Here is a 23,936-nt window from a genome sequence, read left to right as displayed (position 1 = left end):
GCTTGATAAATAGTTCAAGTTATAACGAACTTCAAGTTTTAACGAACTTCAAGTTTTAACCAAATAAGCTCGGCAATCATCGCAGTATTCCATATTCCACAATGAAATCCATTGTCTTCTGGGCCTTTCTTTATCAACTCAACCAATTTATTTTTCTGGTCTTTAGTTAACTTTGACTTCCGACCACGTCCTTGATAGTGTTGCCCTATTAACCAACCGACACCTTTATCCATGAATGTTTTCAGCCAATTTATAATGGTTTTTTCACAGACTCCCATTAGGCGTGCTGTTTCTTTGATTCCCATGCATTCACTGAACCAGAGTAGAGCTTGAGTTAATCGATATAAACAAATATTACTTAGCTTGAGAGCTGTCGCCATATTTTTCTTAGTCGGTCTACAATTGACTTTGAAAAAGTGAGGGATACCATTTTTGACTGTTTCCGTTAGTGTTGGGACGAAAATTATAAGCCAGTTTCCCCTCTGTCGTTTTTGTTTGTTCGGAAATTAATTTTCTGAAAGTCTATATGTCTACGATAAAGCCGTCACCGACTTTGTCTGGTGGGATCGGCAGAAACGACATGCTAATTACATGATTTCAATGCTAAAAGAAAATTCAATTGCGACTCTGGTTGAGTCTATCCCTTTTGACTCCCAGCATGAGATCAATACAGGAGTTGAAGCATACAGTGTGTACGAAAACAAGGGCATCAAATTTAACGTGGTGGATTACCGTGATCCAGAAACCGGAAAACTTCACCGGTTTGTGACAACCTTGCCAATGACTATTAACCCTGGAGCCATTGCCATGCTATATTTCAAACGATGGACGATTGAAAAGACATTCAATAACACTAAAACTCGATGTTCAAGTTTTTCCATCCCATTGCCATCAAACTCTTACCTTCACCCAGCAGAACAATACTTTAATGATGGTGTTGGCTCTAAGCGCCCTAAATCTCTGCCAATCATATGTTTTCCTGATGGCATCAGTTGAAACACATCCTTTATTAATTCACCTAACTCTTTCAGCTTATCACCAGGATCTGGAAACTCTAGCAATGACGTGATGAACTCAAGCAGTACATCCATTTGAGACTTGCGCTGTAAGCTTCCTACGGTATACGCAGGTAGTTTGCTTTCAATGCGGGCTATTTGCTCTGGGTGAAGGAGAAGGCAATGGTCAAACAAAAGACTCAGAATCAGGCCACGGCTTGATCCCTCTTCATCTAATTGTTTGGCCTCACGCCCCCATCCTTCATAAAGCTTCCAGTCCTCAAAGAAAACCTCAATCAGCCATCTCAACGTATAGGCTTGAATAATATCTTGTGTGCGCCAAGTCAGGTCTGTCGCCACTAAATAGCGATAGTCGTTTTCACCGTCATATTTTAAGGCAATGACAAAGCGTTTTTTACTGTGTGAACTCACCTTTAATCGTGCACTGCTGACAGTCACTTTAATCTCTTTGCCGCCACGTACACGTATTATCTGATCAATGCCTTTGTTAATCGAATTAAAGTAGCTCTCGACTGACCTTATTCTACCTCTATATTCAATATTTTGGTTTTTACGTAATTGGCTAATCACCTGCGAGCCTCCAGATTCTTTAGCGGCTTCGTCCATAAAGGCTTTTTCACCATAAAGCGCATCAGCCAGTACGCCTTTAATTTTAATCAGGCTATGCGCAACTTTAAACTCTTTTAATAAGCCTAATGCAATCTCTGTTTTGGTCGGGTAGGCACTGTCACGTTCAGGCTTAATAGGCCGATCTTTTTTTGCTATACCGCTCTTTTTCAACCGTTTATCTTCTTTATCCCACTGCTTTAAGGCTGGATCCGGCATATAAAAGAAAAAACCGACAGGCACTGTAATGGATGAGGTAACTAGCAGCAATAATATATCGTTTGTCCATTAACATACCCGCCGGAGCCTTTGTGTTTCTGCTTGTAAACCTTATAAATACGTTTTGTAGACTTAGATCGTGCTCGGTCTGATTCATCAAAGGCCAACACACCTTCAGTAATGCCATAACGTTTTAAAATTAAGACCACACTCACCCGTAGCAACCAGTCCCAGGGTATACTTGCTTTACGAAACACCCAGGATAATGCGGCTACCTTGCAATCTCCAAGGCTTGCTCGCTCAAACTTAGCCCAGCAAACAGAGTTCATTAGCAGTATGCACGTTAAACAAGTGCCCAACCAAGCGGCTTGAATCCGTGTCAAAGCGGCTCCGGGTTTTAGCTGATTGAGCTCATCATTTAAATCGTCAATATAGCTTTGGATAAAGGTGGCTGGGGCATTCATTAACATGGGCTTACACCGATAAAATTACAACAACCTCAGAATACCTGATTTTACCTTCTCAATATCAAAAACTTGAACATCGAGTTATAGGCTGCTTTGTTTAGGTACTTCTTCTTTCAATGGGAACACTGATGCTCAAAAAACGAGAAGTTTCCCAATTATTGAGTAGCTGAAATACACAATGCTGGTGTATCGAGGTTTATTTTAGGTGGTTTTGCCATGTTTATAGCAAACCCCTACTTAATTCCCCTTAGGCAATAGCATTTGAAACGAATGAAAAGACTGTTTTTTTCATATAGTTGTAGCATAGTTTCAATTTTACCATAAATAATTATTGGGAAACTTCAGCTTATAAACAAACCATGATTTTCATGCTTTGGGTATTCCACAAATCGGCCCGGGAAAAGGAGATGGGTTTGAGAATCGTGATGACTTTGGACGAGAACAAGTAACAGGTGATAGTGCATATCGTTACAGATTCCGTACACCTACTTAGAGAAATGTTGCGCTAACAGGACCATGGGGGCATGATGGAGCTTATGACACTTTGGAGGCAATGGTACAACATCACCTGAATCCAGCAACCAACCTTAATAATTATGACACTACTCAGGCTCGCCTACCCTATAGTGAAAGCCTAAGTCCCTTAGACTTTAATGTTCATAATGATAATGGTAGCCGTGCTGAACTCGAAGCTGCCATAGATATTACTCCTGTCAACTTAAGCCCCAAAAAAATCAGTTATTTACTTGATTTTCTGAATGCCTTAACTGACCCATCCAGTGTAGATATGCGCTCTAGAGCACCTAATAAAGTTCCTAGCGGCTTACCCATAGCCGACTAGTCCTCCTCACCCAAAGCCCGGTAACATGGTTGTTACCGGGCTTTTATACTGCATCTATTCTTGAACTATTTAAGAATATGCTCAGAAATTAATTCCAGGCGTTCCCTGAATTAATTAAATCCCGTAAATAATTTTATTGACAACACTTGCTTTATCGCGCAAAACTAGCTTTATTTATAGCATCACCCTAATTTAAGTAAGCTAATAATGAAATTAATACTTTTAATCCAGGCACTTACTGTTGACCCAGTACAGCTTAACCTGAAAGCAAAAATTCTCTCTATGCTTGCCTGTTTCTGTGCTATTTTTTTTGTTGCCCTCACTACCCAATCTCTCGCTGCCCTGCCTAACTCACCAATACTTGTTGCTTCAATGGGGGCAACCGCCGTCATTTTATTTTTCATTCCTGACAGCCCCCTGGCGCAACCCTGGCCTGTTTTCAGCGGGCAAGTATGTTCAGCATTTGTTGGTATGAGCATTGCTCTTTATATAAGCGAAACAGCTTCATCTGCTGCTGCAGCTGTGGGTGGTTCAGTTCTGCTTATGTTGTTATTACGCTGCTTGCATCCCCCTGCTACAGCAACAGCGCTGGCTCCTGTTATGAGTGAGAACATTAGCGAACTGGGCTATTCGTTTCTACTAATACCGGTAGGTATTAATGTTGGATTGATGGTACTGCTCGCGATTATTATCAATCGCTGGGTATTAAATCGAGACTACCCCAGCGCATTTGCAACAGAGGCAAACACAACAAAGCAGAACCACACTGCACAAACCGCGCGCCATAAAATAGGTATTTCTACTAAGGATATTGAACAGGCATTACAGAATTCTGACAGTTTTGTCGATATCACTGCTACCAAACTAAGCCATCTACTGAGCAATACTGAAATGAATACCTTTAAACGTGTGCGAGGGAATATAATCTGTGCTGATATCATGGAGCGTGATATCTGTACAGTTGAATATGGCACAGAAGTAGAAGATGCCTGGCAAATAATGCAAACAGAAAAAACCAAAGTCATCCCGGTTGTGGATAGCGTGAACCGTGTTATAGGTATTATTACCCAACATGATTTTTTTAAATATATCAATTTAAACGCATATGATAACCTGCAAGAACAATTACGCAGTTTTATTCGTCGCACCGCCCATATTAAAACCAGTAAACCTGAGGCTGTAGGACATATCATGAGCCGGACGGTGGTTACCTTGGCTGAAACAGCTCATATCGTAGAACTGATTCCATTAATGACCTTACAGGGACACCGCCAAATTCCTATTATTAATGATCAGCACCGGCTGGTCGGCATGGTTTATCAGGCAAATCTGGTCGCCGCCCTCTATCACCAGGGACTAGCTCAGTCTATCAGTAGCTGATAGTATATTCGGTAACTATAACTTACAAATAAAGCTAAAGATGAACTTAGATTACCTGGCAGTATTAGACACGGCAAAGCAGGGGAACTGGGATGCCGCACACCGGAAAATCCAGCCTTATTCAGATACGATGGCTTGTTTGATTCATGGCTATTTACACCGGGTAGAGGGCGACCTGGATAATGCCGAGTATTGGTATAAACGAGCTGATACCAGTACTCCTAATAATAGCCTGGAGCAAGACAGGCGCGCCATGCTACCTCACGAAATTCCGGGACTCCTGTCGCCATAATTCGTTCATCTACGCAGCGGATGGGAGATGCCCTGAACGCCCTGCGTCCGCAACGACTACGCACAAAAGCCGCTTCGTCATTACTACCTCACTGGCTGGACGGCTATTCGGAATGCAATTCTTGCTCCTCTCGCGTGCTGCTAGCACACGTCGAATCAGCGAATTGCCCTGTCGCCTATCAGGGACTAAAAATCACCACTTCGCTAAGCTCCGTTTCCATGATTTTCAGCGATGGCGGCGTCTATATACCCTGCTTCAGAAAGATTAATACCCACTACGTGAAAACAGCAATGAGACTTTCTAATGAATACAGATAACAGTTCCAGGCCAAAAGAAACCGTTATTTGCACCTGCACTGGAACCAGCAAGGAAAAAATTGAGCAATTGATTGCCAAAGGCGTAGATACATTAGATAAAATCGAATCCGCCACCGGAGCAAATACTGGCTGCGGCTCCTGTGATATCTTAATACAGGAATTATTAGACAAATAGAAAGTAGTCATATGTGCAAGTTCAGGCCCGGTCATACTTGTAATGGTCAACAAAACCGGACACTTTTTTAAGACGCTTCCCTATAACTACTCGCTCAAATTGTAATGTTGATTGATAAGCTAGTTTTGAGTGCGTACGTTTGCCGTTATAAAAAGCCACACGTCAATAATGCCATTGGTTGCTACTTCTTTGGTTCTAAAGTAGTTGTAATCTATCCTCATCCTCAAGACTGCGGAAAAAGCGCTCTGTTAGCGCCCATTGTCCCTACAGTTGCCTTTTCGACTCATTCTCTGCTGCATCTGCATGATATCCAAGTATTGACGATACTCATAGCTTGCATATTGGCCCCCTTTATCTGAGTGACGCAATACAACATCTGATACATAATGATGTTCGCATATAATCATCAACTGCCCATCCCACAACTTGCCGAGAAAATAAAAAAAGAACCCCCTATAATTTATAGTGGATACTACTCTTGCATAAATATACATCAGTGTTCCCCTATCAATTGAGGCCGTGAAACTAACCTCGCCACAAGAGAGCTCATAAAGCACTGTAACTCGATGTTCAAGTTTTTGATCAGGCGCGCCATGCTACCTCACGAAATTCCGGGACTCCTGTCGCCATAATTCGTTCACCTACGCAGCGGATGGGAGATGCCCTGAACGCCCTGCGTCCGCAACGACTACGCACAAAAGCCGCTTCGTCATTACTACCTCACTGGCTGGACGGCTATTCGGAATACAATTCTTGCTCCTCTCGCGTGCTGCTAGCACACGTCGAATCAGCGAATTGCCCTGTCGCCTATCAGGGACTAAAAATCACCACTTCGCTAAGCTCCGTTTCCATGATTTTCAGCGATTGAGAAGGTAAAATCAGGTATTCTGAGGTTGTTGTAATTTTATCGGTGTAAGCCCATGTTAATGAATGCCCCAGCCACCTTTATCCAAAGCTATATTGACGATTTAAATGATGCGCTCAATCAGCTAAAACCCGGAGCGGCTTTGACACGGATTCAAGCCGCTTGGTTGGGCGCTTGTTTAACGTGCATACTGCTAATGAACTCTGTTTGCTGGGCTAAGTTTGAGCGAGCAAGCCTTGGAGATTTCAAAGTAGCCGCATTATCCTGGGTGTTTCGTAAAGCAAGTATACCCTGGGACTGGTTGCTACGGGTGAGTGTGGTCTTAATTTTAAAACGTTATGGCATTACTGAAGCTGAAGTTTCCCAATTATTGAGTAGCTGAAATACACAATGCTGGTGTATCGAGGTTTATTTTAGGTGGTTTTGCCATGTTTATAGCAAACCCCTACTTAATTCCCCTTAGACAATAGCATTTGAAACGAATGAAAAGACTGTTTTTTTCATATAGTTGTAGCATAGTTTCAATTTTACCATAAATAATTATTGGGAAACTTCAGTTTGTATTAATAGACTTAGCGCTACAGTTCCAGCCTTGTTGGAGGCAGTAAAAAGATAAAAAACACGCACCTTGAAAAAATGTGATGCGCTTCACATTTTCAGCATAAACTTAGCTGGGTTCTCATTTTTACTCGCACAGAACATTAGTAAATAATAATATGTAAAATAACCTGACGCTTTAATAACAGCTAGGTTAAGAAGCAATTCAGTTCGCTCGCTCCACCAGTGTTACAAGCCAAGCAATTGGTTCCGGTAACACTGGTTGCAGAGGACATGTTGAACGGATCAGGCGTACCTGCTGATTCATCAGTTATCAAAGTGACTCATTCTAATGGCTTCAGTCTGGAAATTTGTGCCAGTACAGAACTTGCATCATTAAAGCCGCTTCTGAAACTGGTTAGGTCTATCTCATGATAAACGGACTTGTTGTTAATCAAGTGTTTTTGGCGACCGGCGTTACTGATATGCGTAAATCTATCAATGGTCTGTCACTGATTGTTTCGGAACAGTTTGGCCATGATCCCTTTGCCGGAAGTATTTTTGTCTTTTGTAACCGCTCTCGCGATAAACTGAAAATACTCTATTGGGAGTGTAATGGGTTCTGGCTTTATTATCGGCGCCTGGATAAGGGGAAGTTTCAGTGGCCAACCGAGTTAAACGAACATCCGTTATCATTAACCTTACGTGAATTACACTGGTTATCCTATCGGCAAGCGCAAGCTCATACCGCTATTTCTGGCTTAATAAATAATTGATTTGTTGCCGTTATTTTACGTGGAAAATATCTAATAAAAGAGCCAGTTAAATGATTATTTAACCCTGTTTTGCGGTATAATAAACACCATGAAATCACTTCCTGAAACACTGCCAGACGAGACGAATGTACTGCACAAAATGGTGCTGGACTATCAGTCGACAGTGGATCAATTACAGGAAAAACTGACATGGCATGAGGAGCAGTCTCGTCTGTTGCAACATAAGCGTTTTGGCGCCTCCAGTGAGAAATGTCCGGGTCAAATGGAGTTGGTTAATGAAGCGGAGTCCATTCTTGATAGCTTAAAGCAGGATGATTCCGACCCTGAAGAAACCCTAAGCTATCAGCGTAAAAAGCCAGGCCTCAAGCCATTATCCAGAGATATCCCGCGCGAAGTTATCCGTTATGAATTACCCGAAGCAGAGCGTGCTTGTGCCTGCGGTCATGCATTGCATGAGGCTGGCGAAGACAAGTCAGAGCAGTTAGAAATCATTCCTGACCAGATCAAAGTCATTGAACATATACAGATCAAGTATGGCTCCCGCGCCTGTGAAAATGGCATTATCAGTGCACCAAAACCCGCACAGCCCATTCCTCGTAGTTTTGCCTCGGCAAGTTTATTAGCTTACATTATTGTCGCCAAGTTCATGGATAGCCTGCCACTTTACCGGCAGGAAACCATTTTCAAGCGCTTAAGTGTTGACCTTTCTCGTGCCACGCTATCTAACTGGGTATTAAAGTCCGCTGAATTGCTCCAGCCCTTTTATGATCGACTGCATGCTCTGCTGATTCTACAGAAGATCCTCCAGGCCGATGAAACAACCTTAACCCATCTTCGTCACTTTCATCTTTCTAAGCCATTGATTCATCGGTTTAAGCGATTTTTTTCGGGGAGTCGCTATTTTTGCGAAAGCTTGTTTTGGGCATCCCAGCCCAAGCAAGCAGCAAAAACTTAACGCGACCACTTATGCCTCCGGCGGCCCCGATTCGTCCTCGTCACCTCGTCCCGACCCAACAAGGGGTCGGAACATAGGCTCCAAATGACTTGACGCCGTGTCGGATGGCCTTTTATTTTGTCTCCACCTTCGCTAACGCTCAGACTCCGACAAAACAACGGCCCTACGGCTATCGCGGACTAAAAATCATCACTTCGCTTAGGCTCCGTTTCCCTGATTTTCAGCGGTCGAAAAATTCTCTTTAAAATCAATGGTGTTTTTTTTGAAAGTTTTGTAGTGCCATTTATATTATTTTTGTCGATAAATTCATTGACTTTTGTCAAAAAAATCATCATTATTTGAGTGTAATTTACATGCGACAAAAATACTCTAAAAAATCCAACGTTTTATACAAAAACACAAAATCTGTAGTGCCAACTGGCTACTTTTTAAAATTTCAACCAATTGATTTATAACAACTACATCATCAATAGTGACGAAGATGGGTTAAATGTGATTCGGGATGGTCGAGAGACGAAATCGAAATCCTATATGTGGCTCTATCAGAGTGGTGGGCATGAATCCGAGCACCCGATCGTTTTGCATGATTATCAGTCAACGCGGGCAGGAGCGCATGCTGAAAGCTTCTTGCGGGCCTTTTCAGGTCACTTGCAAGTAGATGGCTATGCAGGCTATCATGCACTGGCATCAGATGATTGTATCCTCGCGGGGTGTATGGCACATGCGCGGCGTAAATTCGATGAAGCGCTAAAAGCCCTCCCTAAAGAGAGTCGCAAGAATAAAATGGGGCTGGCTCAAACCGCATTACGTAAGTTTGCCCGACTGTATGCACTTGAAAAACAGAGCAAAGACCTGACGATAGAGCAACGTTATTTACAGCGCCAGGAAAAAAGCAAACCTTTACTGGAAGAGTTAAAGCAGTGGTGCGATAACAACCTTACCAAGACAGCAAAGGACAGCGCAATAGGTAAAGCCATTCGTTACACTATTAACCAGTGGGGTAGCTTGATCCGCTATATTGATGACGGTAATATACAAATTGATAATAATGCAGCTGAACGGCATATCAAACCGTTTGTGATTGGACGTAAAAACTGGCTGTTTAACCAGACACCACGCGGTGCAAATGCCAGCGCACTACTTTAGTAGTCTTGTGCAAACAGCCATTGCTAATAACCTGCAACCTTTTGATTACCTGAAATACCTATTAACTGAACTACCCAAGCTGGGTAGGCATTATGAACCAGAAGCACTGGATCAGTTTTTGCCCTGGAACTTGATTGAAAAAATTAAGCCTCTAAAGTAATTGGGGTAGCTTGTCTAGGTGGAGAGAATTGACGCTTACGTATTAGAGGTTATTCCTGAAGCATTCTCGACTAAAAGGAAACAACAGGATAATGACCAGCAGGCTTTAGTTGACGATCTGTACAAGCAGATAGGGCAACTGAAACAGGCGCGCCATGCTACCTCACGAAATTCCGGGACTCCTGTCGCCATAATTCGTTCACCTACGCAGCGTATGGGAGATGCCCTGAACGCCCTGCGTCCGCAACGACTACGCACAAAAGCCGCTTCGTCATTACTACCTCACTGGCTGGAAGCGGTATATCCAAAGCCAAGACTAAGTCAGGGCAACTCAGAGCATAAGATCTATCCTTATTTACTGAGAAACCTGCAGATCGAGCGATGCAATCAGGCCTGGAGTACGGATATTACCTACATCCGCATGAAGCATGGTTTTGTCTATCTGATGGCCATTATTGACTGGCATAGCCGATATGTACTTAATTGGGCGTTAAGTACGACAATGGACGCAGACTTTTGCATAGCAGCCCTTAATGAAACACTAAGTTCATCACAGTGTGAAATCTTTAATACGGACCAGGGAAGTCAATTCACAACGAATCGATTTACAGGGCCCTTATTGGAGAAAGGAATCCGTGTTAGCATGGATGGCAGAGGCCGCGCATTGGATAATATTTTTGTTGAACGATTGTGGCGATCAGTCAAACCTGAATTCAAGTCATAAGTACATAACCCAATAAATTCTTCATATCTATCCCAGTCAGCTCTTCAAATACCTCATAAGGTGTTTTGTAATTGAGACACTTTTTAGGGCGACTATTTAGCTTATCAACGGCTATAAAAACCTCTTTTATCGTAACATCAATCAACTCCATTACTTTAGGGAAATACTGTCTTAATAAGCCATTAGCATTCTCATTTTGCCCTCTTTCCCAAGAGCTGTAGGGAGTCGAAAAATACGTATCACAACCTAGTGCTTCTGCTATTTTTTCATGCAGGGTAAACTCTTTCCCGTTATAAAAAGTAATTGTTTTAACAAAGCTTTTTATAGGATCAAGCATTAAAATAGTTGCGTCTAATACATATTGAGCCTTTTTCCCCGCTAAAGGGAAGGCCAACCGTAATTTAGAGACTCGCTCATCCAACGTTACAATCGCCCCTTTGTGATTTTTCCCAATGATTGTATCTGCCTCCCAATCACCTATACGCTCACGGTTGTTGACCTCTTCAGGACGCTCATCTATATCGACTCTATTAGGGATTCCTGTCCTATTATGGGCTGACCCATACCGCTTGCGATAGGTTTTGTTCTGATGCCGAAGATGCTTGTATAGTTCACCCCCTGCCTTTTTGTCCGCCAGAATATGCTGGTAGATTGTTTCATGATGAAGACTAATTATACCCTCTTGTTTTAACCGCCCTGCAATCTGCTCAGGACTCCAGTCATCCTCAATGCGAACATTAACAATGCCTTTTATTTCATCCGTTAATTTAACCTCTTTAGGCTTGTTTATGCCTGTAGCCTCTTTGACCTGTATTGCGTTTAATCTCGCGTGAAATATTGCTTTGGCTTCGTTCTAAGGCTTCTGCTATTTTATTCTGTGAAGTTCCCTTTTTTAATTCAATTTCTATATAATATCTTTCTTCAGGACATAGGTGTGTATAGCTCATTTGTAGCCTCTGTAAATTGTTTGGTAGCTGTTTACTTTACACCTATGTCTTGTCTTAATTCAACAGGTGTTAGTCTAGCCAATACTTGCAGAGGGTTATGCACTTATTATACGAATTCAGGAAATATGAAAAGGTCTATCTGAATGACTTTCAGACAGTGAATGAAGCATATTTAGGGCTGAAAGACTATTTTGAATTTTACAATCACAGGCGAATTCATCAGTCCTTGGACTATCGAACGCCAGCGGAGGTTTATTATAAAAAAAACGGTCTATACGTGAGAGTCCCTGCAGGCGGACTCCATGTGGACAAAGCGTGAACTTCCTACGGAACGTGTGGATAAGCTGATGGAAAACGATAAAGCCGTTTCCCACGAACTTACCCACACTAATTCACCCTTTGACCACATTTCACCGCAGTCGGCAAAGAGTAGTATCAAAACGCCTGCGGCGCAATAATAACAAATTATTAATATAAAAAGGGAAGAGCTATCTTAACTATTTAATAAATTGGTCTGGACAATGGGGGAGTATTATATTATTCTTTTTCCTCGAATTGTTGGTTTGCCATTACAGAGATCAGTATCTATTGTAATTATGCCATCTAAATAACTGATTTTTTTGGGCTTCATAATTGATTCTCGTTATATATCTGCTTATGCTTATGCTTACATTCATCATAGCTGAGTTGCCCTATTTTTGCTCATTTGATTTCATCTATACCGCATTGACAACAAAAAAAGTCACTTCAAACCCAGTAAGATTATTATTTTACACTGGTATACTACCCTTTATAAGCATCCCTATAGCGGCTTTAACCAACTCCCAGTTAACTCACTCAAAACATGAGCAACACACTAACTAAAGACTCTTTACTGAACAATAAATCCACCCCCTTTGGGTGGTTTATATTAGTTATTATTGCTGGCACCCTTATCCGCCTGGCCATTGCACAAAGAGGCTATAACTTCGATATCGTGTCCTACAGAATTGTTGCTGATATCATGGCTGATGGAGGTAATGTCTATGCAGAAACCCAGCGTTATAATTATGGGCCAATCTGGTTTTATATCTTGTCATTCCTGGACACATTGCCCTTTCCGATAAGCGACCCATTGCTGAGCCTGCGCTGGAAAGTCAGCTCATTTTTAAGTCTAACCGACATAGCCATTGCCGTCTGTCTCTATCGCTGGTATGGGCTAAAAGTAGCCACGCTGTTTTTCTTAAACCCGATTTCAATAATGATCACCGGCTATCACAGCCAGTTTGATAACCTGGCTATACTGATGGCTTTAATTAGCATTAAGACTCTGGATAATGAAAGTAACGCTATTTCCTATAGATCACTGTTCGGGTTAATCTTGCTTGGGGTATGCCTGACGATAAAACATCTACTGTTTCTATTTCCCTTCTGGTTAGCAATTAAAAACACCCGCTGGCGGGATAAATTATTAACCATAAGCATTCCTTACACAGTATTTTTAGCCAGTTTTTTAGCTTTTATACCGAAAGGAACAGCTGGCATCATCAACCATGTTTTTCTTTATCGCGGCTTTGCCAATGCGCCTTTCTGGCATGGTATCGCCCCAGAAGTCATTATCGACAAAATACCCATATTTATATTATTTATAAGCACTTTATTATTGCTAGGCTTATTTTTTCGCAGCAAAAAACCGCTGGAGAGTTTATATTTATATACCATTGTATTAGTCATTTTCTCATCGGCTGTAGCCAACCAATACCTGGCAATCTGTATCGTCGCAATATCCATGCACTGGAATTTAATGTATGCACTGTATAGTATCGCCGGAACGCTTTATCTTTTAGCGTCAGGTGACGGCTTACACATTAAATTCTTTCAGGACTACCTAGGCAGTAATGGCAATACCAGTGTCATAGGCTATCAAGAGCTTATTTTCCTGTTATTTCTCGGGATGCTTGTACAATTAATAAGCAAAGAAAACCAGAACCGCTTGTTAGTCCTGTTTAAAAAACAGTTCAAAAGTCATCAGTGTTCCCCTATCAATTGAGGCCGTGAAACTAACCTCGCCACAAGAGAGCTCATAAAGCACTGTAAAGACATTCCTGTTATTATTGCGTTTTGAACTGCCCGAATGGTATACGAGCTGATACGAGATATTCTTGCCTGGAAAAATGATGGATTCACAAAACGATCTCGTTTTTGAGCCTGTTGTTGCCTTATCTCCAGAGCCTCGCTATATTTTTTATCCGATGGATGAATCAATTCTGGCTGTTGTGTTTTTGAAATCTCTTCAAACACGCGCATTAAATTATAGCTCATTGCAGTCAGGCGCATTTGATTTTCAAGTGAGCGGGTATTGGAAGACCAAGCTTTAGTTTCCTTGAAATTACTTTTAGTGTTATTGAATGTCTTTTCAATCGTCCATCGCTTGAAATACAGCATGGCAATGGTTCCAGGGTTAATAGTCATTGGCAAGGTTGTCACAAACCGGTGAAGTTTTCCGGTTTCTGGATCACGGTAATCCACCACGTTAAATTTGATGCCCTTGTTTTCGTACACACTGTATGCTTCAACCCCTGTATTGATCTCATGGCGGGAGTCAAAAGGGATAGACTCAACCAGAGTCGCAATTGAATTTTCTTTTAGCATTGAAATCATGTAATTAGCATGTCGTTTCTGCCGATCCCACCAGACAAAGTCGGTGACGGCTTTATCGTAGACATAGAGATGTTTCTGAGAGCTGTTATTTCCCTTGTTTTGCTTTTCAATATGATCTCGTAACACAGGTATTTCTTGATGTCTCTGAGTTCCGTTTGTCACCAGACAAAGAAATCTGAGCAACCCACTTCTGAGATTCAACGCGTAAATCCCCTCGGCCGCATAAACTTTCCCCTTGCTGTTTTTTTCAGTATGGCAGGCATGATCAATAAAATGTCCATCCGCTGCTTCTATGGTGTATTCGTCAAGTTCCGGGAATGCTTTAAGATAATCAATGCCTTGCGATAGCAGTGTTTCAGCGTGAAGATGATAGCTCTGCTGTTCAAATGCCTCAAGCATACTTGTTCGTCTATGCGACTTCAGTGATTTAAAATACGTTGAGTGGGGAAGCAGCTGGCCATAAATCTGTTCATTGGTTTGGAGGAAATGGCGACCACTATCGACTACACTGATACAGCGTAATAACCCAAGGCGAATAAAGTCGATATCCTTCAACTCTGGGCATGAACGAGCCCACAAAGGATGACGCTCTGCTAACAGGGCACGTTCCATACTTTCATTGCAGTGTTGGTGAATATGTTCAGAGAGTGGTAGGTCTTTAAGCATGGGTGATATCCGTTTATGAGCTGATTAAAACGGAAATTTTTAGAAGAATTTTTTCGGCAATTGCAAGCTTTATTTGAAATTATTTGTTGTTTTTTTACGGTGCCTACAGAGTGTCTATTTGCTGTTATAAGTGATTAAAATCAAAAATATGGAAATATTCGAGTGGTGCTACCTTCAGGTAGGTTATAGGCTGCTTTGTTTAGGTACTTCTTCTTTCAATGGGAACACTGATGAATTAAGTAGAGGTAAATATCTCCATCACGCCAAGACATAATAGTTACGCCTTATTATCTTGGCACAGCATTTAAGGAGTAACTATTATGTTAGAAATACAACAACTCCCTGTTCTTAACGATAATTATATTTATCTTATACATGCCCCGTATTCCAGGGAAACTGCGGTGGTAGACCCAGCTGTTGCAGAACCTGTACTGGATTATTTGCACCAAAAGAACTGGCCGCTTAAGTATATCTTTAATACCCATCATCATGCAGATCATATCGGTGGCAACCTGGTATTAAAACAGCAGACTGGCTGTCATATCATTGGCTCGGAAACTGACCGGCAGCGCATTCCTGGAATTGATCAAGGAGTGATTGAAGGCGAACAGCTGCAACTTGGTAAGCACTCGATTCACGTGATTGAGTGTTCTGGGCATACTCAGGGGCATATTGCTTTTTACATCCCTGATGCGCATGCCCTTTTCTGTGGCGATACCCTATTTGCAATTGGCTGTGGCCGTTTGTTTGAGGGAAGTGCCGCTCAGATGCTGCAATCGCTCAAGAAATTCACTGCCCTGCCCGCAGAGACCAAGATCTACTGCACTCATGAGTACACGGCAGCTAATGCCCAATTTGCTCTATCAGTCGAACCGAACAACACAGCTTTGCAGCAAGCGATTGTAGATGTTAAGCAACTAAGAGCAAAAAACCTCCCGACCGTGCCAACCACCCTGAAACAGGAAATTGCGACGAACCCGTTTTTACGCGCGGATAGCCTGGAAATTCGACAAACTCTGGCAATGCAGGGAGCTACCGATCTCGCCGTTTTTACCGAAATCCGAGAAAGAAAGAACCGCTTCTGATATCCAAATATCTAGATAATTTTTAGCGTTTTTTCCCCTGCAGAATGGCCTCTGGGTGCATTTCTAAATAGTCCGCTAGTGAGCGCAACGATTTAGCGGAGCGCCTTAACTCTATCAAGGTACTATTTAAGTTTCTCTGTAATTGCGCATCTTTATTGAATACATCACCGACATCTTTGGCACTCACTTGAAACTGTAGCAACGTCAGATTGGTGTTTGCTATAGTTTGCTGAATATCATCTAATAACGGATCAGTTGCATTATCCAATTTTTGCATGGCGCTGCTGCTATGCTGCAAGGTTTTTTCCGCATTCACCGCAATCGCCACTGAGTGCTTATTAAACGCAGTAAGAATACCTTGTAATTCTGTTAATGAAACGGATAAAGCATGCATAGATTGCCTGGTTTCATCAGAGCCTGTCAGTTGCTTAATATTTTTAATGGTGATTAATAATTCTGAAAATATCTCCTGAAAGTCAATACTTTGAAACTCTCGAAGCGCATCGGTAATATTTTGTTGCACTTCCTGCGCACTAGACGTAATCGTCGGCAATTCGGCAAATTCTTTATTCATACCGGTTAACTTAACTGCTGATGAAGGCATCAGTGTTCCCATTGAAAGAAGAAGTACCTAAACAAAGCAGCCTATAACCTACCTGAAGGTAGCACCACTCGAATATTTCCATCTTTTTGATTTTAATCACTTATAACAGCAAATAGACACTCTGTAGGCACCGTAAAAAACAACAAATAATTTCAAATAAAGCTTGCATTTGCCGAAAAAAATTTTCTAAAAATTTCCGTTTTAATCACCTCATAAACGGATATCACCCATGCTTAAAGACCTACCACTCTCTGAACATATTCACCAACACTGCAATGAAAGTATGGAACGTGCCCTGTTAGCAGAGCGTCATCCTTTGTGGGCTCGTTCATGCCCAGAGTTGAAGGATATCGACTTTATTCGCCTTGGGTTATTACGCTGTATCAGTGTAGTCGATAGTGGTCGCCATTTCCTCCAAACCAATGAACAGATTTATGGCCAGCTGCTTCCCCATTCAACGTATTTTAAATCACTGAAGTCGCATAGACGAACAAGTATGCTTGAGGCATTTGAACAGCAGAGCTATCATCTTCACGCTGAAACACTGCTATCGCAAGGCATTGATTATCTTAAAGCATTCCCAGAACTTGACGAATACACCATAGAAGCAGCGGATGGACATTTTATTGATCATGCCTGCCATACTGAAAAAAACAGCAAGGGGAAAGTTTATGCGGCCGGGGGGGGGATTTACGCGTTGAATCTCAGAAGTGGGTTGCTCAGATTTCTTTGTCTGGTGACAAACGGAACTCAGAGACATCAAGAAATACCTGTGTTACGAGATCATATTGAAAAGCAAAACAAGGGAAATAACAGCTCTCAGAAACATCTCTATGTCTACGATAAAGCCGTCACCGACTTTGTCTGGTGGGATCGGCAGAAACGACATGCTAATTACATGATTTCAATGCTAAAAGAAAATTCAATTGCGACTCTGGTTGAGTCTATCCCTTTTGACTCCCGCCATGAGATCAATACAGGGGTTGAAGCATACAGTGTGTACGAAAACAAGGGCATCAAATTTAACGTGGTGGATTACCGTGATCCAGAAACCGGAAAACTTCACCGGTTTGTGACAACCTTGCCAATGACTATTAACCCTGGAACCATTGCCATGCTGTATTTCAAGCGATGGACGATTGAAAAGACATTCAATAACACTAAAACTCGATGTTCAAGTTTTTGATATTGAGCAGGCGCGCCATGCTACCTCACGAAATTCCGGGACTCCTGTCGCCATAATTCGTTCACCTACGCAGCGGATGGGAGATGCCCTGAACGCCCTGCGTCCGCAACGACTACGCACAAAAGCCGCTTCGTCATTACTACCTCACTGGCTGGACGGCTATTCGGAATACAATTCTTGCTCCTCTCGCGTGCTGCTAGCACACGTCGAATCAGCGAATTGCCCTGTCGCCTATCAGGGACTAAAAATCACCACTTCGCTAAGCTCCGTTTCCATGATTTTCAGCGATTGAGAAGGTAAAATCAGGTATTCTGAGGTTGTTGTAATTTTATCGGTGTAAGCCCATGTTAATGAATGCCCCAGCCACCTTTATCCAAAGCTATATTGACGATTTAAATGATGAGCTCAATCAGCTAAAACCCGGAGCCGCTTTGACACGGATTCAAGCCGCTTGGTTGGGCACTTGTTTAACGTGCATACTGCTAATGAACTCTGTTTGCTGGGCTAAGTTTGAGCGAGCAAGCCTTGGAGATTGCAAGGTAGCCGCATTATCCTGGGTGTTTCGTAAAGCAAGTATACCCTGGGACTGGTTGCTACGGGTGAGTGTGGTCTTAATTTTAAAACGTTATGGCATTACTGAAGGTGTGTTGGCCTTTGATGAATCAGACCGAGCACGATCTAAGTCTACAAAACGTATTTATAAGGTTTACAAGCAGAAACACAAAGGCTCCGGCGGGTATGTTAATGGACAAACGATAGTATGATTGCTGCTAGTTACCTCATCCATTACAGTGCCTGTCGGTTTTTTCTTTTATATGCCGGATCCAGCCTTAAAGCAGCGGGATAAAGAAGATAAACGGTTGAAAAAGAGCGGTATAGCAAAAAAAGATCGGCCTATTAAGCCTGAACGTGACAGTGCCTACCCGACCAAAACAGAGATTGCATTAGGCTTATTAAAAGAGTTTAAAGTTGCGCATAGCCTGATTAAAATTAAAGGCGTACTGGCTGATGCGCTGTATGGTGAAAAAGCCTTTATGGACGAAGCCGCTAAAGAATCTGGAGGCTCGCAGGTGATTAGCCAATTACGTAAAAACCAAAAAATTGAATATAGAGGTAGAATAAGGTCAGTCGAGAGCTACTTTAATTCGATTAACAAAGGCATTGATCAGATAATACGTGTACGTGGCGGCAAAGAGATTAAAGTGACTGCCAGCAGTGCACGATTAAAGGTGAGTTCTCACAGTAAAAAGCGCTTTGTCATTGCCTTAAAATATGACGGTGAAAACGACTATCGCTATTTAGTGGCGACAGACCTGACTTGGCGCACACAAGATATTATTCAAGCCTATACGTTGAGATGGCTGATTGAGGTTTTCTTTGAGGACTGGAAGCTTTATGAAGGATGGGGGCGTGAGGCCAAACAATTAGATGAAGAGGGATCAAGCCGTGGCCTGATTCTGAGTCTTTTGTTTGACCATTGCCTCCTCCTTCACCCAGAGCAAATAGCCCGCATTGAAAGCAAACTACCTGCGTATACCGTAGGAAGCTTACAGCGCAAGTCTCAAATGGATGTACTGCTTGAGTTCATCACGTCATTGCTAGAGTTTCCAGATCCTGGTGATAAGCTGAAAGAGTTAGGTGAATTAATAAAGGATGTGTTTCAACTGCTGCCATCAGGAAAACATATGATTGGCAGAGATTTAGGGCGCTTAGGGCCAACAGCATCATTAAAGTATTGTTCTACTGGGTGAAGGTAAGAGTTTGATGGCAATGGGATGGAAAAACTTGAACATCGAGTAAAAGTAATTTCAAGGAAACTAAAGCTTGGTCTTCCAATACCCGCTCACTTGAAAATCAAATGCGCCTGACTGCAATGAGCTATAATTTAATGCGCGTGTTTGAAGAGATTTCAAAAACACAACAGCCAGAATTGATTCATCCATCGGATAAAAAATATAGCGAGGCTCTGGAGATTAGGCAGCAACAGGCTCAAAAACGAGATCGTTTTGTGAATCCATTATTTTTCCAGGCAAGAATATCTCGTATCAGCTCGTATACCATTCGGGCAGTTCAAAACGCAATAATAACAGGAATGTCTTTACAGTGCTTTATGAGCTCTCTTGTGGCGAGGTTAGTTTTACCGCCTCAATTGATAGGGGAACACTGATGGTTTACAAAGCTATCGGAAGCCGGTTTAATATTCTCTCTAGGTTAAGGTGCAATAATGTACTGTACGATCGTCCAGAAAAAATAAAACCCAAGCAGAGGGGGCGGAATAAAAAGTACGGGCAGCGTCTGGGGGCAGCCACAGACATGGCAAAAACAGTACAACAAAAGGCCCGATCGTATACCGTGAATCTCTATGGAAAACAGCGTGAAGTCAGGGCTTATAGTCGCGTTGTCATGCTGAAAACATTGAAACGACCCGTTCAGGTTGTCTGGGTGTTTCGTCGCACACAGTGGATTGCTTTGTTTACGACCGATCTAAATTTATCCGTCACACAGATTATTGAGTATTATGGTGCGCGATGGAAAATCGAATCCGAGTTCAAAGAACTCAAGCAAGACATCGGGGAGTCGCTATTTTTGCGAAAGCTTGTTTTGGGCATCCCAGCCCAAGCAAGCGGCAAAAACTTAACGCGACCACTAATGCCTTCGGCGCCCCAGACGTCCTGCGTACGTGCCACTTCGCCATTACCATCGTAAACTCGGTGCTGGCTTCGTAACACTCCCTCAAATGACTGGACGGCGTTTCGGAATGCCTTTTATTTTGTCTACACCTACGCTAGCGCTACGATTCCGACAAAACAACGGCCCTACGCCTTCTGGGGACTACCAGCCCTCGCTTTCGCTCTCCATGGCTGGCAGCGTACGCACAGGGTAATAAAGAAAAAACACTGGCAAGCTACCTTCAGCTTACTAAAAAACCCCCGGGAATCCTTAGCCTACGCTTCAAATTGGCAACATTGTACAATGAATTAAACCAACCTGAAAAAGCCATTCAGGAATTACAAGCCATCCTGGCTCTACAAAGATCTGATTATGTACTGAATGAACTCGCATCCACCTACCTGGAAAAGCTTAATTCTCCTAAAGAAGCGCTTAAATTTGCTTTACAGGCCAGCAAAATAAATGCTAATAATGAAAATGTACAATTCACTTTAGCTGATACCTACTATCAACTGGGGGACTACAGAAAATCTAACTCTCTGTATCAGGAAGTAGCCAAAAAAGTTGCCGGGAATTCCAGTTTTTATAATAAAGTGGCCGAAGCCGCTCTAAAAATAGGAAACAACGACAGAGCAGCCATCTACTTTGAAAAAGCACTAAGTACTGGTCAAAATTTTCCTGAACGAGTCAGCGCAGAAAAACAATTACAGACCCTACTGTATCAATAGTTTCTTAACCTATCTTCGTCACTTTTATCTCTTCAAGTCATTGATTTATAATTCGCATTAAAAATTCATCGTAAAAATCCCTTTAGAATCAATGGTGTTTTTTTTGAGGGTCTCTGTAGTGCCATCTTAACTTGCTCTGCCCCTTGATTTTCCCTGGTTTTTCACCGATGCTAGTGGCAGGCGCGCCATGCTACCTCACGAAATTCCGGGACTCCTGTCGCCATAATTCGTTCACCTACGCAGCGGATGGGAGATGCCCTGAACGCCCTGCGTCCGCAACGACTACGCACAAAAGCCGCTTCGTCATTACTACCTCACTGGCTGGACGGCTATTCGGAATGCAATTCTTGCTCCTCTCGCGTGCTGCTAGCACACGTCGAATCAGCGAATTGCCCTGTCGCCTATCAGGGACTAAAAATCACCACTTCGCTAAGCTCCGTTTCCATGATTTTCAGCGTATGTATATTCGAAGAACCAAAACAAAAAGCCTTGAAGACGGCTCAGCTTATTTCACTTACCGCATTGTAGAATCTGTGCGTATAGGAAAACAAGTCAAGCAACGTACATTGCTCAATATAGGTGCGGACTTTACGATTGATAAAAAGTACTGGCCCTTGCTGACGGCCAGAATCGAACAATTACAGCAAGGTTTGGAACCACATCAGGAAGAGCTATTCAATTTAGCCGATGATTTAAATCAACTTCTGGAAGCAACAGCCCAGCGCTATAGCTCACTGATGACTGCAAAACTGTCACAACCGCTAGATTCAAAAACAACAACGCGAGATTTTCATCATGTCGATATTAATCATGTCGAAGCCATTAATGCCCGTAGTACGGGGAGTCGCTATTTTTGCGAAAGCTTGTTTTGGGCATCCCAGCCCAAGCAAGCAGCAAAAACTTAACGCGACCACTTATGCCTCCGGCGGCCCCGATTCGTCCTCGTCACCTCGTCCCGACCCAACAAGGGGTCGGAACATAGGCTCCAAATGACTTGACGCCGTGTCGGATGGCCTTTTATCAGGCGCGCCATGCTACCTCACGAAATTCCGGGACTCCTGTCGCCATAATTCGTTCACCTACGCAGCGGATGGGAGATGCCCTGAACGCCCTGCGTCCGCAACGACTACGCACAAAAGCCGCTTCGTCATTACTACCTCACTGGCTGGACGGCTATTCGGAATGCAATTCTTGCTCCTCTCGCGTGCTGCTAGCACACGTCGAATCGGCAAATTGCCCTGTCGCCTATCAGGGACTAAAAATCACCACTTCGCTAAGCTACGTTTCCATGATTTTCAGCGAAAGCAGAAACCAGACAAAAACAAATAGTAACTACTCAGCGAAGCTGAGTAGTTCAATGAAATTATAAAGCAAATTCAGGTAACTTTCCCTCAAAGACCAAGGTCATTGCCTGAGTTGCACTTAGACCTTGTTTACGGCACGTTGATAAATACCCTCTGACACGACAAAATATCTCTGCACCCTTGGTACTACGAAAGCAGCCGGATATTTTCTGTTGAACCTTGGTCATCCGAATCGAATTTTCTGCGGCATTATTGGTAAATGGCACCCAGGTATTTGTCATGAAGCGCAAGACATCCTCTTCATAATTAATCAGCCTTTCCAGTAAGTTTCTAGCTTTACTGCGTTTTATTCGCTCCCGTTTTACTTCTTTAGGCTTATCGGGTGGTGGGCATTCGATCTCCGCTTTGCCAAGTAATTCTCTGTATTGTACCTTCCATTTTTCTGCTTCTTTATGTAGTAGCATGCCACCTGCTTCATTGACGGCATCATTCATTTTTTCAAGTAGTCGTTTCATTTCAAGCGCCCACTCCTGTTTATCCTGCTCCCAGGCGCGCGTTAATTCCCTCAAATGATGTGCATTACAAAGCGAATGAGTACAATCATATTTATAGTAGGGCTTCCAATGATCATGACATAAAATCCCATGAAAATGGGGTAAAATACCAATGTCATTCATTGCCTCTGTGCCACGTTTGGCATGGGGAAAGAAGTGTGTCCACTGAACATTGGAGGCCCCATGTAGCCAATGGCGCTTACCATTAATATTAATGCCTGTTTCATCCGCATGAATGCACGCTGATTCGACTAAGTGTTCTTTACTGATAGTTTCAAACCCAGCCAACTTCTCATAGGCCAGTTCATTGAAATTATAGATAGAGCCTTCACTAATCGGCATACCTAATTGATCAGCGAAATACTCCTGTATTCGGTTGTAGGGCAATAACTGATATTGCGAAAGATAAACCACATGGGCTTTTATCCCATTACCATATTGCGCAGCCTTAGTAACCTCATCTGGAAAAGGAGCGATAAAACACTGACCTTTTCCATTTATCAACCGTTGCGCCTGGTATTCTGTCACTACCCTTGAGATATCAATATCGAATACCTGGCGTGTTTCAAAGCCATCTGCCGTGTATCGCCCTTTTGGCAAGGTACGGCGATCAATGGTAATGATCTCGATTTCATCCGGGTCATCTATTTTTTGAAGTGTCGTGCCGACATGCGATTTTTGTCCGCCAGAAGGCTTATCTGATTTTTTTCGATTCCCTTTTTTACGGTTGGGATCACTTGCAGGTGGTTTACTGCTATTTTTGCTGTTCAGTGTCACTCGATTGAGTAATACCGTGACTAATAATAGAATCACTTCCAGTGCTGATTTTAGCGCAGGCGATATATCACGCTCAGTTTCAAGTAACTGTTTGGCATGACTGATTGCGGAATCAACATCGATGAAGTCTATTTTCAAAGGGTAACCTGTATTGCTTTAAGGACAGGCTTATTATCTCATGGGTTTTAAATCCCGAATTTTCCTTGTTTTAAGCGATTGTAAGGCGAATAAAAAAGTTCTTCGAGGTCGTAGATGTTTAAGGGGACATTTTGTGATGACTATAGCGATAGAAGCAATAAA

At 42.6% G+C, this 23,936-nt stretch carries 33 protein-coding genes and 5 pseudogenes; 28 read left to right on the top strand and 10 right to left on the bottom strand.

Features of this window, described 5'->3' with window-relative positions; all coding sequences use genetic code 11:
* Window positions 1-38: 38 nt before the first annotated feature.
* Window positions 39-380: a helix-turn-helix domain-containing protein gene (locus tag K6984_RS03205; RefSeq protein WP_221894195.1), complete on the bottom strand. Its 342-nt coding sequence runs from the start codon at window positions 378-380 to the stop codon at window positions 39-41.
* Window positions 381-591: 211 nt separating this feature from the next.
* Between K6984_RS03205 and K6984_RS03200 the strand changes: the two genes are divergently transcribed.
* The gene (locus tag K6984_RS03200) at window positions 592-996 is read left to right on the top strand and encodes a hypothetical protein (protein ID WP_221894194.1); all 405 of its coding nucleotides are present in this window, start codon (window positions 592-594) and stop codon (window positions 994-996) included.
* Here K6984_RS03200 and K6984_RS03195 read toward each other — a convergent pair.
* Both K6984_RS03195 and K6984_RS30500 read right to left on the bottom strand, forming a co-directional pair.
* Window positions 906-1,892 carry a transposase gene (locus K6984_RS03195; protein ID WP_230987866.1) on the bottom strand — a complete coding sequence of 329 codons (987 nt, stop codon included), beginning with the start codon at window positions 1,890-1,892 and terminating at the stop codon, window positions 906-908. The two genes, K6984_RS03200 and K6984_RS03195, sit on opposite strands and share 91 nt — an antisense overlap.
* Window positions 1,883-2,311, bottom strand: coding sequence for a hypothetical protein (locus K6984_RS30500; RefSeq protein ID WP_230987865.1), 429 nt, complete (start codon window positions 2,309-2,311; stop codon window positions 1,883-1,885). Before K6984_RS30500 ends, K6984_RS03195 begins: the two co-directional genes overlap by 10 nt.
* Window positions 2,312-2,852: 541 nt before the next feature.
* Here K6984_RS30500 and K6984_RS03190 point away from each other — a divergent pair.
* Together K6984_RS03190 and K6984_RS03185 are read left to right on the top strand one after the other, a co-directional pair.
* Window positions 2,853-3,149: a hypothetical protein gene (locus K6984_RS03190; protein ID WP_221894193.1), complete on the top strand. Its 297-nt coding sequence runs from the start codon at window positions 2,853-2,855 to the stop codon at window positions 3,147-3,149.
* A gap of 207 nt (window positions 3,150-3,356) precedes the next feature.
* Window positions 3,357-4,529, top strand: a complete 1,173-nt coding sequence (locus K6984_RS03185) for an HPP family protein (RefSeq protein WP_230987864.1) — start codon at window positions 3,357-3,359, stop codon at window positions 4,527-4,529.
* A 221-nt stretch (window positions 4,530-4,750) separates the two neighbouring features.
* Here the strand turns inward: K6984_RS03185 and K6984_RS35610 are convergent, their stop codons facing one another.
* The gene (locus K6984_RS35610; RefSeq protein ID WP_338024431.1) at window positions 4,751-4,885 is read right to left on the bottom strand and encodes a hypothetical protein; all 135 of its coding nucleotides are present in this window, start codon (window positions 4,883-4,885) and stop codon (window positions 4,751-4,753) included.
* Between K6984_RS35610 and K6984_RS03180 the strand changes: the two genes are divergently transcribed.
* The 10 genes from K6984_RS03180 (at window position 4,842) to K6984_RS35955 (ending at window position 9,752) form a co-directional block, all read left to right on the top strand.
* Entirely contained in the window at window positions 4,842-5,138 is a 297-nt protein-coding gene (locus K6984_RS03180; RefSeq protein WP_221894192.1) for a hypothetical protein, read from the top strand. The two genes, K6984_RS35610 and K6984_RS03180, sit on opposite strands and share 44 nt — an antisense overlap.
* Window positions 5,125-5,313, top strand: a complete 189-nt coding sequence (locus K6984_RS03175; protein WP_221894191.1) for a (2Fe-2S)-binding protein — start codon at window positions 5,125-5,127, stop codon at window positions 5,311-5,313. Before K6984_RS03180 ends, K6984_RS03175 begins: the two co-directional genes overlap by 14 nt.
* Window positions 5,314-5,965: 652 nt before the next feature.
* Window positions 5,966-6,181, top strand: a complete 216-nt coding sequence (locus tag K6984_RS03170; protein WP_221894177.1) for a hypothetical protein — start codon at window positions 5,966-5,968, stop codon at window positions 6,179-6,181.
* A 52-nt stretch (window positions 6,182-6,233) separates the two neighbouring features.
* Window positions 6,234-6,560 carry a hypothetical protein gene (locus K6984_RS03165; protein WP_221894190.1) on the top strand — a complete coding sequence of 109 codons (327 nt, stop codon included), beginning with the start codon at window positions 6,234-6,236 and terminating at the stop codon, window positions 6,558-6,560.
* 619 nt (window positions 6,561-7,179) lie between these two features.
* Window positions 7,180-7,491, top strand: a complete 312-nt coding sequence (gene tnpB / locus K6984_RS03160; RefSeq protein ID WP_221894189.1) for an IS66 family insertion sequence element accessory protein TnpB — start codon at window positions 7,180-7,182, stop codon at window positions 7,489-7,491.
* A gap of 88 nt (window positions 7,492-7,579) precedes the next feature.
* Entirely contained in the window at window positions 7,580-8,446 is an 867-nt protein-coding gene (locus tag K6984_RS03155; protein ID WP_221894188.1) for an IS66 family transposase, read from the top strand.
* Window positions 8,395-8,523, top strand: a complete 129-nt coding sequence (locus K6984_RS32365; protein ID WP_263458596.1) for a hypothetical protein — start codon at window positions 8,395-8,397, stop codon at window positions 8,521-8,523. Before K6984_RS03155 ends, K6984_RS32365 begins: the two co-directional genes overlap by 52 nt.
* A 27-nt stretch (window positions 8,524-8,550) precedes the next feature.
* Complete coding sequence (locus tag K6984_RS03150) at window positions 8,551-8,691, top strand: hypothetical protein (protein WP_221894187.1); 141 nt, start codon at window positions 8,551-8,553, stop codon at window positions 8,689-8,691.
* A 199-nt stretch (window positions 8,692-8,890) separates the two neighbouring features.
* Window positions 8,891-9,592 carry an IS66 family transposase gene (tnpC, locus tag K6984_RS03145; protein WP_221894186.1) on the top strand — a complete coding sequence of 234 codons (702 nt, stop codon included), beginning with the start codon at window positions 8,891-8,893 and terminating at the stop codon, window positions 9,590-9,592.
* The gene (locus K6984_RS35955; RefSeq protein WP_221894185.1) at window positions 9,573-9,752 is read left to right on the top strand and encodes a transposase domain-containing protein; all 180 of its coding nucleotides are present in this window, start codon (window positions 9,573-9,575) and stop codon (window positions 9,750-9,752) included. Before tnpC (K6984_RS03145) ends, K6984_RS35955 begins: the two co-directional genes overlap by 20 nt.
* A gap of 35 nt (window positions 9,753-9,787) precedes the next feature.
* On the opposite strand, the gene K6984_RS03135 is transcribed toward K6984_RS35955, so the two are convergent.
* Window positions 9,788-10,009 (bottom strand): hypothetical protein, encoded by a 222-nt coding sequence (locus tag K6984_RS03135; RefSeq protein WP_221894184.1) that lies wholly within the window; start codon window positions 10,007-10,009, stop codon window positions 9,788-9,790.
* A 31-nt stretch (window positions 10,010-10,040) separates the two neighbouring features.
* On the opposite strand from K6984_RS03135, the pseudogene K6984_RS03130 reads away from it, so the two are divergent.
* Window positions 10,041-10,463: pseudogene (locus tag K6984_RS03130) on the top strand (DDE-type integrase/transposase/recombinase); the annotation flags it as partial.
* A 1-nt stretch (window position 10,464) separates the two neighbouring features.
* Here the strand turns inward: K6984_RS03130 and K6984_RS03125 are convergent.
* Window positions 10,465-11,422, bottom strand: a pseudogene (locus tag K6984_RS03125) (IS30 family transposase).
* A 106-nt stretch (window positions 11,423-11,528) separates the two neighbouring features.
* On the opposite strand from K6984_RS03125, the pseudogene K6984_RS03120 reads away from it, so the two are divergent.
* Window positions 11,529-11,741 (top strand): annotated as a pseudogene (locus K6984_RS03120) (integrase core domain-containing protein); the annotation flags it as partial.
* A gap of 525 nt (window positions 11,742-12,266) precedes the next feature.
* The gene (locus tag K6984_RS03115; RefSeq protein WP_221894182.1) at window positions 12,267-13,451 is read left to right on the top strand and encodes a hypothetical protein; all 1,185 of its coding nucleotides are present in this window, start codon (window positions 12,267-12,269) and stop codon (window positions 13,449-13,451) included.
* On the opposite strand, the gene K6984_RS03110 is transcribed toward K6984_RS03115, so the two are convergent.
* Window positions 13,430-14,728, bottom strand: coding sequence for a transposase (locus tag K6984_RS03110; RefSeq protein WP_221894181.1), 1,299 nt, complete (start codon window positions 14,726-14,728; stop codon window positions 13,430-13,432). The two genes, K6984_RS03115 and K6984_RS03110, sit on opposite strands and share 22 nt — an antisense overlap.
* Window positions 14,729-15,048: 320 nt before the next feature.
* Here K6984_RS03110 and gloB point away from each other — a divergent pair, with 320 nt between their 5' ends.
* Window positions 15,049-15,813 (top strand): hydroxyacylglutathione hydrolase, encoded by a 765-nt coding sequence (gene gloB / locus K6984_RS03105; protein ID WP_221894180.1) that lies wholly within the window; start codon window positions 15,049-15,051, stop codon window positions 15,811-15,813.
* A 22-nt stretch (window positions 15,814-15,835) separates the two neighbouring features.
* On the opposite strand, the gene K6984_RS03100 is transcribed toward gloB, so the two are convergent.
* Complete coding sequence (locus K6984_RS03100; protein WP_221894179.1) at window positions 15,836-16,429, bottom strand: MlaD/PqiB family protein; 594 nt, start codon at window positions 16,427-16,429, stop codon at window positions 15,836-15,838.
* A gap of 217 nt (window positions 16,430-16,646) precedes the next feature.
* Between K6984_RS03100 and K6984_RS03095 the strand changes: the two genes are divergently transcribed.
* Complete coding sequence (locus tag K6984_RS03095; RefSeq protein WP_221894178.1) at window positions 16,647-17,603, top strand: transposase; 957 nt, start codon at window positions 16,647-16,649, stop codon at window positions 17,601-17,603.
* Here K6984_RS03095 and K6984_RS32360 read toward each other — a convergent pair.
* Entirely contained in the window at window positions 17,592-17,723 is a 132-nt protein-coding gene (locus K6984_RS32360; protein WP_263458638.1) for a hypothetical protein, read from the bottom strand. The two genes, K6984_RS03095 and K6984_RS32360, sit on opposite strands and share 12 nt — an antisense overlap.
* On the opposite strand from K6984_RS32360, the gene K6984_RS03090 reads away from it, so the two are divergent.
* From K6984_RS03090 to K6984_RS03060, 10 genes and pseudogenes are all read left to right on the top strand, one after another.
* Window positions 17,680-17,895 (top strand): hypothetical protein, encoded by a 216-nt coding sequence (locus K6984_RS03090; protein ID WP_221894177.1) that lies wholly within the window; start codon window positions 17,680-17,682, stop codon window positions 17,893-17,895. The genes K6984_RS32360 and K6984_RS03090 overlap by 44 nt on opposite strands.
* 52 nt (window positions 17,896-17,947) lie before the next feature.
* Window positions 17,948-18,367 carry a hypothetical protein gene (locus K6984_RS30490; RefSeq protein WP_230987861.1) on the top strand — a complete coding sequence of 140 codons (420 nt, stop codon included), beginning with the start codon at window positions 17,948-17,950 and terminating at the stop codon, window positions 18,365-18,367.
* Complete coding sequence (locus K6984_RS03085; protein ID WP_230987859.1) at window positions 18,368-19,354, top strand: transposase; 987 nt, start codon at window positions 18,368-18,370, stop codon at window positions 19,352-19,354.
* Window positions 19,355-19,461: 107 nt separating this feature from the next.
* Window positions 19,462-19,770 (top strand): hypothetical protein, encoded by a 309-nt coding sequence (locus tag K6984_RS03080; protein ID WP_221894176.1) that lies wholly within the window; start codon window positions 19,462-19,464, stop codon window positions 19,768-19,770.
* A gap of 8 nt (window positions 19,771-19,778) precedes the next feature.
* Window positions 19,779-20,183, top strand: a pseudogene (locus tag K6984_RS03075) (transposase); the annotation flags it as partial.
* Window positions 20,184-20,428: 245 nt separating this feature from the next.
* On the top strand, window positions 20,429-21,001 hold the full coding sequence (locus K6984_RS03070) for a tetratricopeptide repeat protein (protein WP_338024439.1): 573 nt from the start codon (window positions 20,429-20,431) through the stop codon (window positions 20,999-21,001).
* 246 nt (window positions 21,002-21,247) lie between these two features.
* On the top strand, window positions 21,248-21,529 hold the full coding sequence (locus tag K6984_RS35950; RefSeq protein ID WP_420831641.1) for a hypothetical protein: 282 nt from the start codon (window positions 21,248-21,250) through the stop codon (window positions 21,527-21,529).
* Window positions 21,460-21,843 (top strand): annotated as a pseudogene (locus K6984_RS03065) (IS1634 family transposase); the annotation flags it as partial. The gene K6984_RS35950 and the pseudogene K6984_RS03065, both read left to right, overlap by 70 nt.
* 11 nt (window positions 21,844-21,854) lie before the next feature.
* The gene (locus K6984_RS32355) at window positions 21,855-21,983 is read left to right on the top strand and encodes a hypothetical protein (protein WP_263458596.1); all 129 of its coding nucleotides are present in this window, start codon (window positions 21,855-21,857) and stop codon (window positions 21,981-21,983) included.
* Between the two features lie 108 nt (window positions 21,984-22,091).
* The gene (locus K6984_RS03060) at window positions 22,092-22,370 is read left to right on the top strand and encodes a hypothetical protein (RefSeq protein WP_221894172.1); all 279 of its coding nucleotides are present in this window, start codon (window positions 22,092-22,094) and stop codon (window positions 22,368-22,370) included.
* Here K6984_RS03060 and tnpC (K6984_RS03055) read toward each other — a convergent pair.
* Complete coding sequence (tnpC, locus tag K6984_RS03055; protein WP_221894171.1) at window positions 22,365-23,774, bottom strand: IS66 family transposase; 1,410 nt, start codon at window positions 23,772-23,774, stop codon at window positions 22,365-22,367. The genes K6984_RS03060 and tnpC (K6984_RS03055) overlap by 6 nt on opposite strands.
* Between the last annotated feature and the right edge of the window lie 162 nt (window positions 23,775-23,936).

This window comes from Bathymodiolus japonicus methanotrophic gill symbiont (genome assembly GCF_019721995.1).
Lineage (GTDB): Bacteria > Pseudomonadota > Gammaproteobacteria > Methylococcales > Methylomonadaceae > Methyloprofundus.
The sequence above is the reverse complement of the archived record's forward strand: the minus strand, read 5'-3'. Positions and strand labels throughout refer to the sequence as shown.

Excerpts from the sequence above, each read along its gene's own strand:
- K6984_RS35955 (WP_221894185.1), top strand. The coding sequence starts at position 9,573 with ATGCCAGCGCACTACTTTAGTAGTCTTGTGCAAACAGCCATTGCTAAT.
- K6984_RS03180 (WP_221894192.1), top strand. The coding sequence starts at position 4,842 with ATGGGAGATGCCCTGAACGCCCTGCGTCCGCAACGACTACGCACAAAA.
- K6984_RS03205 (WP_221894195.1), bottom strand. The coding sequence starts at position 380 with ATGGCGACAGCTCTCAAGCTAAGTAATATTTGTTTATATCGATTAACT.
- K6984_RS03115 (WP_221894182.1), top strand. The coding sequence starts at position 12,267 with ATGAGCAACACACTAACTAAAGACTCTTTACTGAACAATAAATCCACC.
- K6984_RS03170 (WP_221894177.1), top strand. The coding sequence starts at position 5,966 with ATGGGAGATGCCCTGAACGCCCTGCGTCCGCAACGACTACGCACAAAA.
- K6984_RS03165 (WP_221894190.1), top strand. The coding sequence starts at position 6,234 with ATGTTAATGAATGCCCCAGCCACCTTTATCCAAAGCTATATTGACGAT.
- K6984_RS03080 (WP_221894176.1), top strand. The coding sequence starts at position 19,462 with ATGCGCCTGACTGCAATGAGCTATAATTTAATGCGCGTGTTTGAAGAG.
- K6984_RS03155 (WP_221894188.1), top strand. The coding sequence starts at position 7,580 with ATGAAATCACTTCCTGAAACACTGCCAGACGAGACGAATGTACTGCAC.
- gloB (WP_221894180.1), top strand. The coding sequence starts at position 15,049 with ATGTTAGAAATACAACAACTCCCTGTTCTTAACGATAATTATATTTAT.
- K6984_RS03110 (WP_221894181.1), bottom strand. The coding sequence starts at position 14,728 with ATGCTTAAAGACCTACCACTCTCTGAACATATTCACCAACACTGCAAT.
- K6984_RS03200 (WP_221894194.1), top strand. The coding sequence starts at position 592 with ATGATTTCAATGCTAAAAGAAAATTCAATTGCGACTCTGGTTGAGTCT.
- K6984_RS30490 (WP_230987861.1), top strand. The coding sequence starts at position 17,948 with ATGTTAATGAATGCCCCAGCCACCTTTATCCAAAGCTATATTGACGAT.
- K6984_RS35950 (WP_420831641.1), top strand. The coding sequence starts at position 21,248 with ATGGGAGATGCCCTGAACGCCCTGCGTCCGCAACGACTACGCACAAAA.
- K6984_RS30500 (WP_230987865.1), bottom strand. The coding sequence starts at position 2,311 with ATGTTAATGAATGCCCCAGCCACCTTTATCCAAAGCTATATTGACGAT.
- K6984_RS03185 (WP_230987864.1), top strand. The coding sequence starts at position 3,357 with ATGAAATTAATACTTTTAATCCAGGCACTTACTGTTGACCCAGTACAG.
- K6984_RS03090 (WP_221894177.1), top strand. The coding sequence starts at position 17,680 with ATGGGAGATGCCCTGAACGCCCTGCGTCCGCAACGACTACGCACAAAA.
- K6984_RS03175 (WP_221894191.1), top strand. The coding sequence starts at position 5,125 with ATGAATACAGATAACAGTTCCAGGCCAAAAGAAACCGTTATTTGCACC.
- K6984_RS03150 (WP_221894187.1), top strand. The coding sequence starts at position 8,551 with ATGGCCTTTTATTTTGTCTCCACCTTCGCTAACGCTCAGACTCCGACA.
- K6984_RS03095 (WP_221894178.1), top strand. The coding sequence starts at position 16,647 with ATGCTTAAAGACCTACCACTCTCTGAACATATTCACCAACACTGCAAT.
- K6984_RS03100 (WP_221894179.1), bottom strand. The coding sequence starts at position 16,429 with ATGGGAACACTGATGCCTTCATCAGCAGTTAAGTTAACCGGTATGAAT.
- K6984_RS03060 (WP_221894172.1), top strand. The coding sequence starts at position 22,092 with ATGGGAGATGCCCTGAACGCCCTGCGTCCGCAACGACTACGCACAAAA.